Genomic DNA, 14,896 nt, shown 5'->3' on the forward strand with positions numbered 1-14,896 from the left:
CGATAGATAGCAGTGGCTTGTTAGTCAGTGCTAATTCAAGACTCATGTATTGGAGCCAGCTTGTCTGTCATCAACTTCTGATGGCTGTGCAATTCCGACGATTTCAAATCGTGCCAGCATACTCAAACTAACGTAGATCGCAGCGCAGATCAGAAGGAACCCAAAGAAGTTCGGTTCAAATGCTTCCCGAGCTTCACGATAGATGTTTAGGCCATCAATGTGTCTGAGGATGGAAAATCCTGATAGGCCAACTCCGAAAAATACTGGCAAATCAAGCAGGAAAAACCGCCGTAAACGCCGCTCACCGGTCAAATAGAGTAGGTTTCCACAGCCGCCACACATGTGGAAGTCCGTACGATTATGACCGCGATGCGGGTTGGTTGAACCCATCTTTCGAGGAGATTGGGGGCGACCACATTTTGGGCATCGAATGCCGATAATTTCTGACCACCAAGTTGGAAGCTCACCTTTTCGCGGCATGCTCACTTGGGGTGGACTGCTAGTACTTCGTGCCAATTCTCTAAACGCACCTTTTCGCAAAATCCTGTAGTTCAGTCGGTGTAGAATGCACCAACGACTGATAATACTTATTCCACAAAGCAGCCCTTCGAACAATGTGCAGCATTCAACACTTTGGGCTCCAAGCCGACCTCAGAGGCAGCGCAGCAATCCTGTGGTATGTTGCCTTGTCAACGTCGGGTTGTCGTTGTGGAGGGCATGGCGGATCGGAGGATCAGTCATGGAAACACCAAACTTACCAGCCATTCGCGCACTTCGCCCAGCATGGAACAAAGGCCGTATCGTCGGCCAGAAGCGCCCTCTGAAACCGAAACACGTCTGGGCAATCCGCGTTCGACTTGAATTGGCCGAGAACCATCGCGACCTCGCGCTGTTCAACATGGCAGTCGACAGCAAGCTGCGCGGTTGCGATCTGGTCAAGATGAAGGTCGTAGATGTGATGGCTTCCGGTCAGATCAAGGAACGAGCATCGGTGCTGCAAAGCAAGACACAGAAACCTGTGAGATTCGAAATATCCGAAGGTACACGCGCCTCGGTCGAAGAGTGGATGGAAGATGAGCTCATGGTCGGCTCGGAGTACCTTTGGCCGGGCCGCTTTCACGAACGCCTGCACATCTCGACACGCCAGTATGCGCGGATGGTCCGTGAGTGGGTCACGTCGATCGGTCTTGAGGCGAGCGCATATGGCACGCATTCGATGCGGCGCACAAAGGTGACCCAGATCTACAAGAAGACAGGCAACCTGCGTGCTGTTCAGCTTCTCGTCGGACACACGAAGATGGACAGCACGGTGCGATACCTTGGCGTTGAACTTGAAGATGCACTGGCGATCGCTGAGGCCATCGAAATCTGACGCAATCGGGCCGTCTTCACGGGCGGCCCTTTGCGGACCTTGAACACATTGTAGGGATGCTGCAGTTGCTGCCCGCGTAGCGGCCATTCGCTGCGATGGCAAAATTCGAGGCTGCATGAACTCACGGTCCGCGGACCTGCCAAATGCATATCTTGATACTCGAGCGTTATCTTTGCTCTATCCTGAGTGCTCTATCTGGAATTTGGAGTAAACATGCCGGACCCTGCCCGATGGCTAAATGCCAAGATCCCAGGATGGCGAAACCTTGAAGTCAAGGAAAAGAAGGCGATACGCGACTTCGCTGTTTTGTGGTCGTTCTTCGAGTTGAATTCGACTTGGCGGTATGGTCGGCCGAATGCCACGCCAGAAAATATCATTCGAGCTGTGAACGATTTGGAACAAGTTCCGACTAACAATCATTCTGAAACTGCGAGGGCGTACTTCGCAGAGAGGTACCTAATCGGCAATGGGTACACCGAGCACTGGTATCATCTTCGTGTAAGGGCCGAGTTTGTCGAGACGGTGCGACATGGATTGGCAGGTGAAAACCGGACGAACCGCGATACACTTCTCGCCCTGCTACTAGTAGCGAACCGGCTGCGAAACAACTTTTTGCATGGTGAGAAAGCTAGTTACAATTTTGCGGACCAATATGACAACTTCACCAAAGCGAACTCTGTCCTAATCTATGCGCTAGAGCTGTGGCCAAACGCCCAAGAGGGCTAATGAAGCTTGGGGTTGAGCAGATAGCGCAGCCAAATTTACGCAGGCAAGTTTTTCGAAACAGCTCTCACGCGCAACACCATCTGTACGCAACCTCGAATAGTAAGAAGCGACCGGCAGAAAGGTGGCAATCAGGCGGGTCCATTAAGAATCGAATTCGCTCATTGAGTTGTTGACGGGTCGTCAAGCACATGATTCAATTAAACAATATTTTACAGGACCTAAAAAAATGCATTCACCGAGCGTCTTCAATCGATTGTGGCCTTCCGTCCAACTCCCCGAGGAAATCGGGGATGCGTCGAGGATCGGGATGAACGCTTATCAAAGGGTCACAGAGCTGACAGATAAATTCGGAAGTACCGAGATCGATCTGCCAATCCTGGGACTTTTTGGTGAAGTTGGCGGGCTTCTCAGCGCCTTGAAGAAGAAGCAACGTGATCAGTCTTACGAGCAGAGCTATGACGAAGCGGTTGTCGAGGAGCTGGGCGACGTTCTGTGGTACTTCACTCGGATTGCAGCACGGGCAAATCTTGATCTCAGTGTAATAGCGCAGCGTGCCTTCCGTGACATGTCGGATTGGGACGAGGTGATGGCCGACGAAAACGGTATCTTCGGTGACATTCAGCACATCCACAAAGAGCCGATCTCGAATGAGGAGTTTTCGGGACGGGTAGTGCAGCTAGCAGGACGTGTCGGCGATTTGATGAACGATCTCCATTCCGGTGCATTCTCATCAAATCGCGACAAACTGGCTGGGCACCTTGTCGAGATTTTCCGCGCGATAATCGAAGCCGCGGATGCAGCCGAAGTAGAACTTGAAGACGCGGCCCGCCAGAACCTCTACAAGATTTTCAGCCGTTGGCCTCATCAGAAGGAATACCCTGCCCTCTTCGACGAAGATGACGATCCCGCCGAGCAGTTGCCGAGACGTCTCGAAATCGAGATTTTCGAGCGCGAGCGGGGCGGCAACGTTCTCGTGTTCCAGCGATGCAATGGATTGAACATCGGAGACCCGCTGACCGACAATAAAGAAGACGCTGATGACTACCGATTCCACGATGTCTTCCACTACGCCTACGCTGCGATTCTGGGCTGGTCGCCAGTGATGCGCGCGCTATTCAAGCTGAAACGAAAATCAGACCCCGTGAAAGACGAAAACCAGGATGGTGCCCGCGCGAATCTCGTGGAGGAAGGAATTTCAACCTGGATATTCAACCGGGCCATGAAGCAGGATTTCTTTGCCGGCGTAGAGCAAGGAAAGCTCAGTTATGACATGCTGAAAACCGTCCATCAATTCTCCTCCGGCTATGAGGCGGAACGATGCCCATTGTGGCTATGGGAGGAAGCAATCCTCGAAGGTTTCAGGTGCTTCCGGTATCTCAAGCAGCATCGGCAGGGCAGGTTGATCCTCGACCTGAAAAAGCGAAGCATCGACATTGAGGCTTTAAAATTATGAGCGCGAGTGAATTCATCTGTGAACTCCAGTCCTTTTCGGCAGAGCGGGTCTTCAATCCATATCGCGATGTGTGCCCAGATTGGGACCGCGCTGACGCCGCGGCCACGAGGTCTGGTAACCTCAAAAACCTTCTTGAAGCCGTACATGCCTCCGGCGTGGACACAATCTGGGTTGCTAGGGACCTGGGTTATCGCGGAGGACGCCGAACGGGTGTGCCACTGACCGATGAGGTTCATTTGAACACGGTCGAACGTCTGTTTGGCACTGGATCGCTCGTTCGCGCCACCCAAGGCGAAATCGTTGCCGAGCGTACCGCTGCCGTGATTTGGAAACTCCTGGGTACTATTGGACGGCCGGTGATGCTTTGGAACGTCTTTCCGTTTCATCCACATGAAGAAGCAAAACCGATGACTAACAGATGCCATACAGCAAAAGAGCGCGAACTGACTTTGCCATTCTTGTGGTATCTGATCGAGTTTCTGAAGCCGAAGCAGCTCGTAGCTATCGGACGCGACGCACAGGCAGCACTGGAAGATTCACCAATACCGGTGATTAATGTCCGGCACCCGAGCTATGGCGGACAACGCGAATTCAACGAAACACTGGCGGACTTTTACAAGGTCGACGTGCCATTGGCAGCAAAGCAAGAAACTATGAAGTTCTTTGCTTAAGCGGCCTCCGCCAGATCAACTGCTACCGCACATTCGTCGATCAGATTTTTTATGTCTCCGACGTTTGCTTTGCATTGCTGAGTCGTTGTTGCATGTGTCGATAGAATGGTGAGTGAACCCGGCTGCACACCGGCTTCCTTGGATACGAAAGAGAGCAACTGAGCAAGTCCCATGAGATTTCCTAGCAGCTTCTCGATGTAATAGTGATTGCGGTAGGTCACAGTCAGCATCAGTTTCTTCTCTGCTTTGCCGGCAAGCTTGAAACTGAGATGGCTCATGCATTGCCCCCCGTACGGGGAGTCGCTGAGGTCCCTGAAGGGATCAAAGATGGCGATCTCGAACTTATTCTTCGCAGTGATGCTGGGGTCGCTGATCCGGCGAATGACGTCTTGGAGAGGATTGATAACTCTGCCCTCGGCCGAGATGACCTTGGTCATTCGCTCAAAATAGTAACCTGTCCAGTTGCAGTCTTTCCGAATTTTTGGAAGCAAGACATCATGGAAGGTTTCATAGAGCCCTTCGATTCCGTGTTTTTTATAGAGTGCGTTTGGGAAGATCGTGTTAGCGACGGTCATCAGCGGCTTGGATCGAGGTCTCAGAAACCCGTCGACGCGCTGGATGATCGCAAGACTGGTCGCATCGCAGATTACCGGTTCCTTAAGGTCCACAATGACGTTGTAGGCTTCGTGCTGTGGCTGCGCGAAGACTTGCTGTGTTGCCTCGAGCCAGGCGCGCGCAGCATCAGGCTGCGGCTTTGTTGCCAGATACATGTGATCCCTCCTTCAATACGGCAATGTCATACAGACTGGCGTCGAAGAGATCTTCGGCGATCCAGGCATAGCCATCGTCGCCCCAGCCATTGCCCCAACTGTTCCGAATAAGAAAACAGCGCCCTGACGAAGCCGTGCCGTAGCCGACCGCAACCACTGCGTGTCGCATATTGATGTTTGGCGTCGATGCGGGCGATGTCTCGATAATTCTTCCCCTCTGCGCCGCGAAAAACGAGTCGCAAAGAAAAATCAAGGAAATAACCGGCAATCCGGCATTCAGATACTGGACGACGTCGTTTGCGAGTTGACCGCACCGATCGCCATTGCGCTTGTAGATATCACCGAAGTCGGTCGGTGGGGTCCAGGATTTCATAACCTGATCCGGCTTTTTCTGGATGTAGGGCCAGTCGGCTTCGATTGGCTGACCTTCGGACTTGAGCGCCGCCAATACATCGGGAACAGTGGCACCGGAGGTGGCATCCCGCCCCCCAATCTTCTGGGCATGGTAGTAAAGGAATTCGCAAGAAAGTTCAGTGTCTGGATCAAGCAAAGCGCCATGCGCGTCACTTGCTGCGAAGGCGAGGCAAGTCGGTCGGCTGCCCTGATCGCGGATCGGTGCAAACTGGCCGCGCAAGTCGACTGTCGGGATTACCAGAGTCATGCGGCCAGCAACGCCTTTTTCTTGTCCGCTCTCGACAAACCTTCGAGTTCGGGTCCGGATAGATCGAAATCAAAGGAGAGTTTGCTTAGGGGCTCTTGAGGTTGCCAGGGTCTTTGTTCGGTGAGATCGACCCGTCCGTAGTTGCTGTCTTCGAGATGGGCAGTGATGTTGCGGAACACAGGATTGCCGACGCCCTGTTCATCCAGCGCTTCTCTTGTGTCCTGAACGATAAGAAACCCGCTCTCCACCAGCTGGTCTAAGTTCCACACATATCCTCCGGAGCTATGCTCTTTGAGACGAATGACGAACAAGTCGTTCCGGCTGCCGGATATGCTTGTGCCCTGATCTGCCTCCGTTAAGAGCCAGGTGTCGCCGAAGTAATTCTCGGGGACGAAATCTCCCAGCAAACGCTGCTTGCGCGTCCGCACTTCAGCCGCCAGCAACTCTTTGGCAACAGACGGATCGATTACATTGTATCGTTGCAGTGTGTAGCAGGTTGCTGCGTAGCTTGTGCCCAGCCGCAGCGCGAGTTGGTACACCTTGTCAGGGTCCTGCAAGTCAACCGCCGTCCAGCCGCGCTGGCGGCAGTGTTGCATTACAAGCCACCTTGGCATCAAGAAAGCGGCCGCAAACGTGTTTGCTTCGAGTTCCTGAAGATCCGGCAGACCTCTGTTTTGAAATGGTGAACGCCGCAGTACCTGCTCATCATCGAGACTCGGTTTATGCTCCAGATAGAAATGCCCCAGCTCGTGCGCCGCGGTGAACCGCTGAATGCTTAAGGGCCGTTGAGTCGTTATCAGTATACCCGGCGCAGGTTCGCGCAAATAGGCACCCAAGAGACCATTGAGGGGGCGGAGCAAGAGCGTAATGTCGAGTTGGCTGATCGTGTCGAAGACATCGATACTGCCAAGTTGAGCCACCATATCGGTCTGGCTGCCCAGTTGCTCATGCAGCCTGGCAGCCTTCGCGACACCATTGCGGATTGCTTCCGAAGTCGAACTTGCCATTTTGGATGTCTCTAATTCGACCTGTTTTGAAGATAATCCGCGAAGCGCGTGAGTTCTTCGCGATCGTTGCCGGATAGGGCCGCTGCCTTTCGAGCAAGATGTGCGACATCAGCAGGTAGCGCGGACGTGGCAGCATCTTCACCTGTGAAATGCGTGATCGGTTGTTTATAGAGCTGTGCAAGCTTCTTGAGTTCTAGCGCTTCGATTTTTCGGTTGCCCTTCTCGATCTCGACGAGCGCTGTCCGTGTGACAGTGAGATATTCCGCGACCTCCTCTTGCGTGAAGCCAAGATACTTCCGCGCATCCTGCAGACGTTGGCCGATCAGAATTCTCTCCTGTTTGTCGGTTGCCGATTTTGTCTGAACTTCGCTCATGCTTTCGCCTTTCCTTTTTGATTTTTCTGCCAAACCTTCTCGATCTTAGGCATCAGATTCTCAACCGCCTGATCGACAGAAGCGTACCCTCCTTCCTTCACAAGTTTTTGCGGCAACTCACTGCCAACTAATGGTTCCACCGCGCACAGGATTTCAACGACAATCAGGGAGTCGATGGATACTGACTGCTTTGAAACGTCCGAGAGCGACTCCGGCAATTCTACACCGTAAAGTGTCGCTTGATCCTGAACGTTCGATATCAACGCATCTCGCAACGCCGCTTCGATGGCAGCTGCCTGAAACGTATCGGTCGATATTTGTTCAGTTTGTGTAGTCAGCGCCACTAGTCGAACCTTTCCAACATGGAGCTAACATAATGTTGGAATTCCCAACAGTCAAGCATCCCGTCTCTGTGCCACGGTCTGATACCTTGGCCTTACTCCGAATAGCGTCGAGAAGCTCACGCCAAATAACTCAAATGATTTGTCAGAAACATGTGGCGCATGAACCGCCATTTCGCTTGAACACGCCGGAAGTCAAAGTCCGCTTTCCAGAGGCTATTTGGACCACTTAGCGCGCGCAGCGAACTTCCGCTTCCCGCCCATTCTGTTGAAAAACAACGTGTTGCGAGCGCAGAAATTAGCGGCATGAACAGTGCGCGGGCGCCTTTCTGACTAGGCTTTGCGTGGTTGCTGCGGTGCAGGAAAGATCTTGGCCAGTTTCCGGAGATTCTGGGCGGTATCTGCGAGGAGGAATTCGTCGCTTGCGCCGCATGGACCGCGTAATCGAAGGCGCCCGAGGCCGAGGATGCGTTTGAGGTGGGCGAAGAGCATCTCGACCTTCTTGCGGAGCTTGGACGAGACTTTGTACTGACGTGTTTTTCTGATGGCGCGAGCGACGTCCCTGGCATCTTCATGTTCTTCGCGGGTGATCTTGCGTGCGTCTGCTTTCGGGCAGCACTTCATCTTTGAGGGGCACGCCTGACAGGTGTGTTTGAGAGCTTGGTACTTGGCAACACCTTTACCGGTCGGGCCACGATTCGGATCGGAATAGTTCCGGCGGAACTGCTTGAGCGCTTCACCTTCGGGACAGATGTATTGATTGTTCTCGGCGTCCCATTCGAAGTCAGCGCGGGACCATGTGCCGTCCGTCCGGCCAGCCTTGTCGATGACCGGGATGTGCGGTGCGATCTTGCGCTTCACCAGCCAGTCCAGCATCGGGCCGGAGCCGTAGGCGGTGTCCGCAATCAGACGTTCCGGGTGCAGGTCGAACTTGTCTTTAACCCGCGTTAGCATGGTCTTCGTCGATCCCACCTCGGCCTGTCGGATCGATCTGGTCGCTTCGACATCGACGATTACACCGTGATCCGTGTCGATCAGATAGTTGTCGGAATAGCTAAAGAATGCAGGGCCTTTGCGCGCAGCAGTCCATTGGCTGGCAGGGTCGGAAAAGGATGTGAACTTCGGCTGTACTTCACTCGCAGCACCAAACGCGGCCTCATCCAGCGTGTCGAGATACTCGCGAACAGCCCGTGGTGCAGTGCCCACATCAACGCGCGCCGGGTCCCATTCTTCCTTTGGAGCAGAGTACTGCCGGTTCGCGTCGGCTTCGATCAAGCTGGCATCAACAGCCATACGCTGTCCGCTCACCAAACCTTCGGTGATGCATCTCGCAACGGTTGTCTCGAACAGATGGCGCAATAGCTCACTATCGCGGAAACGGCCATGCCTGTTCTTTGAGAAGGTGGAATGGTCAGGGATGCGTTCGCTCAGATCAAGGCGGCAAAACCAGCGATACGCCAGGTTCAGATGCACCTCTTCACACAGACGTCGCTCAGAACGGATGCCAAAGCAGTATCCCACCAAAAGCATGCGGATCAGTAGCTCTGGATCGACCGATGGACGACCAGTATGGCTGTAGAAATCGGCCAGATACGGGCGGATGTCGCTCAGATCGACGAACCGATCAATCGACCGCAGCAGGTGATCTTGAGGGACATGGTCTTCCAGCGAGAACTCGTAAAACAGCGCCGCTTGTGCTTCCTGCTTCGGTCCCAACATCGCCGCATCCCCCCACATCCTAGCGAGAATTGAATCAGCGACAGCACCTCAAATCAACAAGAGTTTTTCAACGGAATACGCCCTTCCAGCAGGTCGCGGCGGTTCCAAACGGACATTCCAATGCGTGCAGATAAGACTGGACTACCGCGGTAATTGGAGCGGTAGTGTCCACGCGCCAGGCCCTGTTCGGAGGCGCAGCTCGGGAACGCCGGGCTTTGCTCAGTAGCAGCGGAATTCACCGCTGATCATCTGAGGAGACGGATATGACCAAGAAAACGAGCAAGAAGACACACGCGGCTGGGCGCGTGACCAAGAAGGATCGGTTGATCAAATTGCTGAGCCACAAGACGGGCGTTGATGTCAAAGTATTGAGTGAGAAGCTGGGTTGGCAGCAGCATACGACACGGGCGGCGCTGACAGGGTTGCGCAAGGCGGGTTATGAGATCGCAGGGGAGAAGCCAGCGAAGGGCGGGATCTCGAAGTATCGGATCCTGGCAACACCGCAGCCAGAGAGTTCCGCACGGCCCTTGGAGGCAGCCAATGCGGCGTGAACCAGACCGGGCGCGGCCCGCGACGCTAGCACGATGGGAGGCGGTCTTTGGATCGCCTCCGCCGCTCTATTTGTCTGTGCCGTTCATGCAAAAGGCGCTGGCGTATGAGGCCCAGTGCGAGGCGATGGGCGGGTTAACAGCCAAGACACGGCGCTCCTTACGGCAAATCGCAGCAGGAGAAGACGTTACCAATGCGGCGCCGCCCAAGCTGAGCACGGGGGCGCATCTTGTTCGGGAATGGAATGGGCGCACCTATCAAGTGCAGGTCACGGATGCGGGCTTTGAGATGGATGGCAAAACTTGGCGCTCGCTCACCGCCATCGCCAAACACATCACCGGGGCAACCTGGTCTGGTCCTCGCTTCTTTGGACTGACAGCAGGAGCAGGGGGCGGGGCATGAAGAAGATCCGCTGCGCCATTTACACCCGCAAGTCCTCGGAAGATGGCCTTGAGCAAGAGTTCAACTCGTTGGATGCGCAAAGGGAAGCCTGTGCTGCCTACATCTCCAGTCAGAAGCATGAAGGCTGGGTGCTGTTGCCGCAACATTACGGTGATGGTGGGTTGTCGGGCGGCTCGCTGGAGCGGCCTGCGCTGAAGCATCTACTGCAGGACATCGCAGACGGGCTCGTTGACCAGATCGTCGTCTACAAGATCGACCGGCTTACGCGCTCCCTCGCGGACTTCTCCAAGATTGTGGACACACTGGATGCTGCCGAAGCGTCGTTCGTTTCCGTAACCCAATCGTTCAATACGGCCACCAGCATGGGGCGCTTGACGCTGAACATGCTCCTTTCATTTGCTCAGTTTGAACGCGAAGTGACAGCAGAACGCATCCGAGACAAGATCGCGGCATCCAAGCGGAAGGGGCTGTGGATGGGCGGTAGTGTGCCGCTGGGATATGATCCGGATGGGCGGACACTGACGATCAACGGAGTTGAAGAAAAGACGATCAGAACGCTTTACGATCTCTACGAACAATACGGGACGGTCCGCGAAGTAAAGGCGCAGGCTGATGTGCTTGGTCTGAGGAGCCGCCAGCGTACAGCCTCAGATGGCACCATGACCGGTTTCAACCCCTTCGACCGGGGCCACATCCATCACATCCTGACCAATCCGATCTACGCCGGGCGCATTCGCCATCGGGAGAAGGTTTTTGACGGTCAACACCCGGCGATCATCGACCCCGAGCGCTGGGATTGCATCCAACGCCAACTACAGGACGGCGCAGCAAAGGGCAGGACGCGCAAGACCGCTAAGCAACGATCCCTGCTCTGTGGCAAGGTCTTTGATGAGACAGGGGATCGCCTGACGCCATCACATACCAAGACCCGTAAGGGTGCGCGGTTGCGATACTACGTCTCGCATAGGTTGATCAAACACAGCGGTGAGGCCAGTAAAGATGGCTGGCGCTTGCCGGGGGAGGAACTGGAACAGAAAGTTGCGCATGTCTTGCAGCAAGGTATCAACAGCCCCTCGTTCATTGGTAGGGTTGCGCGAAATGCCACGGCCAGCGAAATCGCGACAGCCAAATCCAAGGCTCAAACGGTCTGCGCTAGGAAAGCCATCGTTCCATCGCTGGATCTCATCGAGCGCATCGATCTTGGCCTTGGCCAGCTCAGCATTACCCTCGATACAGAAAGGCTGGGTGCACTGCTTGAGCTAGATATCAATGACACTCCGCAGGATGATCTTGCCATCACAGCACCATTCCAACTGAGGAAACGCGGCGTCGAGACCAAACTGATCCTTGCTGATCAACCAGGCGACCGGGATGAGACCTTGATCAAGAACATCGCCAAGGCGCATGTCTGGTATGAGCGGATCAAGGCAGGCGAAACCTTCTCAGATATCGCCGCCACCGAGACGACATCAAAGCGCCGCATCCAGCAGATGATCGACCTAGCATTCTTGGCACCCGACATCTTGCGCGACGTCATTGAAGGCAAACAACCAATCGGACTGAGCTCCGACTGGTGCCTGCGCCATGAGATTCCGTCCGACTGGTCAGAACAGCGCCAGCTGACCGCGGCGCTCTAATCCGAAACACCCCAAACTCGTATCGCGGAAATGCCGACCTCAGACTTCTGGGGTTTTTGGTCCGTAGTCGCCGGGCTATATCAGTCTGCAGGATGAGGCAGAGCAGGCAAGCCTCTGAATTTACGCCACTAAGCGACGCCAACCTCGTATCGTTTGCAGTCGGAAGTGTGTGTGGCTGGGATGGTAGGATTCGAACCTACGGTACACTGTACCAAAAACAGTTGCCTTACCACTTGGCTACATCCCAACGTGAGGGGCTAATTAAGGCTGTCAGGCGGCTAGTGCAAGACCCGTTTTGGGAAAAATCGGCCTATTCTTCCTGTGCATTCTCTCTCAGCAGGTCATCACGGGCGAGCTCTGCACGTTCAAGATCGACGATTTTCTCCAGCTCTTTCTCCTCGGTCGCCTCAACGTCCTGCACCGGTGCGGCCACGGGGGAGGGGGCGGGGGCGCGTTTTGGGGCTGGGGGGTGACCGGCCATCGCGGGCAGGCCGTCGATCCGGTAGGTGGGCAGGGGGGCGGAAATCCCGGCGGCGTCAAAGGCGGCCTGGGTCAGGCGGATCGCTTCGGATCGGGCCAGCACAATGGAGGTGTCGTTCTGGTTGATCCAGGCGGCCATCTCCAGCGTGATCCAGAAATCGTCGACAGAGGCGATCCAGGCGGACGCCTCGGGCGTGTCCAGCACAAACGGCAAGCCCCGCAGCCTGTCCTCGGCCAGCTGACGCGCTGCGTCCAGATCGGCATCCGATGCCACGCACAGCGCAAAGGTAAACCGACGCTCCGCATTGCGGGAGAAGTTCACGATGCGGCTTTTGAAGACTGTCGCGTTGGGGATGCGGATGTGGTTGCCATCAAAGCTGAGCAGGATGGTCGCGCGGGACGTCAGGCGGATCACCTTGCCGACATCGCCTTCGATCTCCACCGTGTCATTGGGGCGAAAAGGCTGCCGGATCGACAGCATGATGGAGGCGATGAAGTTCTCCACCGTGTCGCGCACGGCAAATCCGATGGCGAGGCCAACGATCCCGGCAGCCCCCAGGATGCCCGACAGCAGGGCCGTTGCACCGACAATATCCAGTGCCACGACAAGCCCGCCGACGATGAACAGCAACCGTATGATCTGCCGGTAGATATCTGCGATGAAAGCATTGGGGGAAAGCCGCTCCCAGGGCTGGCGCAGCCGGGCAATGAAAAAGCCAAAGAGGATGATCAGGACAAAGACCGTCACCGCAATCAGTGCAAGCGGCAGGAAGGCAATTGCCTGTTTCATGCGGTCGCGGAACCGCTCCACCGCCGGGTTCAGACGGCGTGCGACATCCGTGGTCTCGGCCACGTCGTTCTCGATGGCGACCACGCCTTCGACCCGTCCCACCAGTTCTGACAGCCGCGCGGCAGCAGGCATGTCCAGTGTGGTGCCCCGCAGTGTCACGATCCCCGAAGAAACGGTGACCGTGATGTCATCATACCCGTCCAGCTCTCCCAGAATGTCGCGGATGCGGTTGGCGATGGCGGCATCTGCGGCCGCACTGTCCTCAACCGTGATGGTGCCGCTGGGTTGGTTTGTCTGTGCGGCAAGCGGCAGGGCAAAAGCAAAGGTCAACAGAACAAGTGTGATCAGGCGCATCGGAAATCTCATCATTGCAATGCACCCGACCCTAGGGCAGTCGGGTGGCCTTTTGCAATTCAGCTTTGACAGGCGATCAACGTCGCCCCTACGCGCCCGGCGGCTTCTACCGCTTCATGGGCAGCGGCGGTTTCGGCCAGCGGGAACACCGCGTCAATCGGGCTGTCCAGCGCTCCGGCATCAAGAGCGGCATGCAGCTTTTCAATGGCCAGCGTCCGTTCGGGCGCGGGCAGCAGGTAAATCAATATGATGTCGATGGTTGCGGCTTTGAACAGCAGCGGGCCAAACGGCAGCGTTGGCGACATCTCCGCAGCGGAGCCATAGGCCGCCAGGCGGCCATTGGGGGCAATCACCTCTGCATCCACGGTAATGTTGCGTCCGAATTCGACCTCAACCACACTGTCGACGGGTGCATCGCCGTTTGCCGCCAGAACTTCTGCGGCCAGATCAGGGGCGCGGTAGTCCAGCACCACATCTGCACCCGCTGCCGCAACCCGGTCGCGGTCGCGCGCGCTGCAGGTGGCGATGACCCTGGCCCCGCCCCATCTGGCGAACTGTACGGCAAGGTATCCCACGCTGCCGCCGCCGCCCTGGATCAGCAGGGTCTTGCCGCGGATATCGCCACCGCCGAAAACGGCGTGGCAGGCGGTGAGCCCCGGAATGCCAAGGGTGGCGCCTGTCTCAAGGGAGGTGCCATCGGGCAGGGGCACGGCCTGCGCGGCGGGCAGGGTGATCTCCTGCGCGGCGGTGCCATGGCTGCGTTGCCACTGGCCGTTCCAGATCCAGACCTTCTGACCGATGCGCGCGCTGTCCACGCCGGTGCCCACGGCCACGATCTCTCCGGCGCCGTCGCTGTGGGGGACGATCAGGGGGAAGGCGGGTTTTGTCACGCCGGGGCGCGTGCCTGCGCGGGATTTCACGTCTGACGGGTTGACGCCGGAATAGGCAAGGGTGACGCGCACCTCGCCTGCGCCGGGAGCGGGGCTTGGAATGTCTGACAGGGTCAGGACGTCGCGGGCGGCGCCGAAGCGGTCATAGGTGATGGCCTGCATGGAGGATCCTTGGAGAGAGGGAAAGCAGGCGTCACTTTGGGTCAAACAGCGCCGGGATGCAATTGGCCGGTGCCCGGCGGATCAGTCGCGAATCTCTCCCGGCGCGACGCCCCAGATACGCGCCTTGGGCGCCCAGCCACGATAGCCACCGGTGCGCAATTCACACCATTCCACGTCGCAATCGCCCAGACGCGCCACAACGCCCAGTTCCAGCGCGGCCGTCACCGGCGCTTTGGGGTCGGGACGGGCGTGCAGGGACAGCATGTCCTGCTCAACCAGAACCGTGCGCACACCGGACAACAGGGAATAATGCACCCAGCCCCCCATGCCGTCGCGGTCCTCGACCCGGCGCCAGTGGCCATGCTCTGCGGTGATCCTGAGCGGCATGTCGCGGCGCTTGAACACCCAGTCGATTCTGTGGGTCAACGAGGGGCCGCGCCGCACGTTGCTTTCTGCCGCCTTCAGCGACACGTACCGTGGCATAGGCAGTTTCGTCACAGGACCAACGTCACCCGCCGAAGCGGGTGACGTAACCATG

17 protein-coding genes and 1 tRNA gene are annotated in these 14,896 nt (G+C 56.5%); 7 read left to right on the forward strand and 11 right to left on the reverse strand.

Annotated features, from left to right (window positions below; all coding sequences use genetic code 11):
* Nucleotides 1-42: 42 nt before the first annotated feature.
* Entirely contained in the window at nucleotides 43-390 is a 348-nt protein-coding gene (locus Q1A91_RS13110) for a hypothetical protein (RefSeq protein WP_299877952.1), read from the reverse strand.
* 349 nt (nucleotides 391-739) lie between these two features.
* Here Q1A91_RS13110 and Q1A91_RS13115 point away from each other — a divergent pair, with 349 nt between their 5' ends.
* The 4 genes from Q1A91_RS13115 to Q1A91_RS13130 all read left to right on the forward strand — a co-directional run bounded on the left by Q1A91_RS13115 (nucleotide 740) and on the right by Q1A91_RS13130 (nucleotide 4,222).
* On the forward strand, nucleotides 740-1,372 hold the full coding sequence (locus tag Q1A91_RS13115; protein ID WP_299877955.1) for a tyrosine-type recombinase/integrase: 633 nt from the start codon (nucleotides 740-742) through the stop codon (nucleotides 1,370-1,372).
* A 186-nt stretch (nucleotides 1,373-1,558) separates the two neighbouring features.
* Nucleotides 1,559-2,098, forward strand: a complete 540-nt coding sequence (locus Q1A91_RS13120) for a hypothetical protein (RefSeq protein ID WP_299877958.1) — start codon at nucleotides 1,559-1,561, stop codon at nucleotides 2,096-2,098.
* A gap of 307 nt (nucleotides 2,099-2,405) precedes the next feature.
* On the forward strand, nucleotides 2,406-3,551 hold the full coding sequence (locus tag Q1A91_RS13125; RefSeq protein ID WP_299877961.1) for a nucleoside triphosphate pyrophosphohydrolase family protein: 1,146 nt from the start codon (nucleotides 2,406-2,408) through the stop codon (nucleotides 3,549-3,551).
* The gene (locus Q1A91_RS13130; protein ID WP_299877964.1) at nucleotides 3,548-4,222 is read left to right on the forward strand and encodes a uracil-DNA glycosylase; all 675 of its coding nucleotides are present in this window, start codon (nucleotides 3,548-3,550) and stop codon (nucleotides 4,220-4,222) included. Before Q1A91_RS13125 ends, Q1A91_RS13130 begins: the two co-directional genes overlap by 4 nt.
* On the opposite strand, the gene Q1A91_RS13135 is transcribed toward Q1A91_RS13130, so the two are convergent.
* From Q1A91_RS13135 to Q1A91_RS13160, 6 genes are all read right to left on the reverse strand, one after another.
* A complete protein-coding gene (locus Q1A91_RS13135) occupies nucleotides 4,219-4,992 on the reverse strand; it encodes a hypothetical protein (protein WP_299877967.1) in 774 nt (257 codons plus the stop codon). The two genes, Q1A91_RS13130 and Q1A91_RS13135, sit on opposite strands and share 4 nt — an antisense overlap.
* The gene (locus tag Q1A91_RS13140; protein ID WP_299877970.1) at nucleotides 4,964-5,653 is read right to left on the reverse strand and encodes a C1 family peptidase; all 690 of its coding nucleotides are present in this window, start codon (nucleotides 5,651-5,653) and stop codon (nucleotides 4,964-4,966) included. The genes Q1A91_RS13135 and Q1A91_RS13140 overlap by 29 nt, the downstream gene beginning before the upstream one ends.
* On the reverse strand, nucleotides 5,650-6,660 hold the full coding sequence (locus Q1A91_RS13145) for an ImmA/IrrE family metallo-endopeptidase (RefSeq protein WP_299877973.1): 1,011 nt from the start codon (nucleotides 6,658-6,660) through the stop codon (nucleotides 5,650-5,652). The genes Q1A91_RS13140 and Q1A91_RS13145 overlap by 4 nt, the downstream gene beginning before the upstream one ends.
* A gap of 11 nt (nucleotides 6,661-6,671) precedes the next feature.
* Complete coding sequence (locus tag Q1A91_RS13150) at nucleotides 6,672-7,034, reverse strand: helix-turn-helix transcriptional regulator (protein ID WP_299877975.1); 363 nt, start codon at nucleotides 7,032-7,034, stop codon at nucleotides 6,672-6,674.
* A complete protein-coding gene (locus Q1A91_RS13155; RefSeq protein WP_299877978.1) occupies nucleotides 7,031-7,378 on the reverse strand; it encodes a hypothetical protein in 348 nt (115 codons plus the stop codon). The genes Q1A91_RS13150 and Q1A91_RS13155 overlap by 4 nt, the downstream gene beginning before the upstream one ends.
* Before the next feature lie 330 nt (nucleotides 7,379-7,708).
* The gene (locus Q1A91_RS13160) at nucleotides 7,709-9,094 is read right to left on the reverse strand and encodes an IS1182 family transposase (protein ID WP_299877981.1); all 1,386 of its coding nucleotides are present in this window, start codon (nucleotides 9,092-9,094) and stop codon (nucleotides 7,709-7,711) included.
* Nucleotides 9,095-9,357: 263 nt separating this feature from the next.
* Here Q1A91_RS13160 and Q1A91_RS13165 point away from each other — a divergent pair, with 263 nt between their 5' ends.
* Genes Q1A91_RS13165 through Q1A91_RS13175 form a run of 3 tightly spaced genes read left to right on the forward strand, consistent with a single transcriptional unit; the run spans nucleotide 9,358 to nucleotide 11,682 of the window.
* On the forward strand, nucleotides 9,358-9,645 hold the full coding sequence (locus Q1A91_RS13165; protein ID WP_299877984.1) for a DUF3489 domain-containing protein: 288 nt from the start codon (nucleotides 9,358-9,360) through the stop codon (nucleotides 9,643-9,645).
* Nucleotides 9,635-10,045, forward strand: a complete 411-nt coding sequence (locus tag Q1A91_RS13170; protein WP_299877987.1) for a DUF2924 domain-containing protein — start codon at nucleotides 9,635-9,637, stop codon at nucleotides 10,043-10,045. Before Q1A91_RS13165 ends, Q1A91_RS13170 begins: the two co-directional genes overlap by 11 nt.
* Complete coding sequence (locus Q1A91_RS13175) at nucleotides 10,042-11,682, forward strand: recombinase family protein (protein WP_299877990.1); 1,641 nt, start codon at nucleotides 10,042-10,044, stop codon at nucleotides 11,680-11,682. The genes Q1A91_RS13170 and Q1A91_RS13175 overlap by 4 nt, the downstream gene beginning before the upstream one ends.
* A gap of 172 nt (nucleotides 11,683-11,854) precedes the next feature.
* On the opposite strand, the gene Q1A91_RS13180 is transcribed toward Q1A91_RS13175, so the two are convergent.
* The 4 genes from Q1A91_RS13180 to Q1A91_RS13195 all read right to left on the reverse strand — a co-directional run bounded on the left by Q1A91_RS13180 (nucleotide 11,855) and on the right by Q1A91_RS13195 (nucleotide 14,895).
* Nucleotides 11,855-11,929, reverse strand: a tRNA-Gln gene (locus Q1A91_RS13180).
* Nucleotides 11,930-11,992: 63 nt separating this feature from the next.
* A complete protein-coding gene (locus tag Q1A91_RS13185; protein WP_299877993.1) occupies nucleotides 11,993-13,306 on the reverse strand; it encodes a mechanosensitive ion channel family protein in 1,314 nt (437 codons plus the stop codon).
* A gap of 59 nt (nucleotides 13,307-13,365) precedes the next feature.
* Nucleotides 13,366-14,358 (reverse strand): NADPH:quinone reductase, encoded by a 993-nt coding sequence (locus Q1A91_RS13190; RefSeq protein ID WP_299877996.1) that lies wholly within the window; start codon nucleotides 14,356-14,358, stop codon nucleotides 13,366-13,368.
* 81 nt (nucleotides 14,359-14,439) lie between these two features.
* Nucleotides 14,440-14,895 (reverse strand): SH3 domain-containing protein, encoded by a 456-nt coding sequence (locus Q1A91_RS13195; RefSeq protein ID WP_299877999.1) that lies wholly within the window; start codon nucleotides 14,893-14,895, stop codon nucleotides 14,440-14,442.
* Nucleotide 14,896: the final 1 nt, after the last annotated feature.

Origin of the sequence: uncultured Sulfitobacter sp. (assembly GCF_947500075.1) — a bacterium.
Taxonomy (GTDB): Bacteria; Pseudomonadota; Alphaproteobacteria; order Rhodobacterales; family Rhodobacteraceae; genus Sulfitobacter.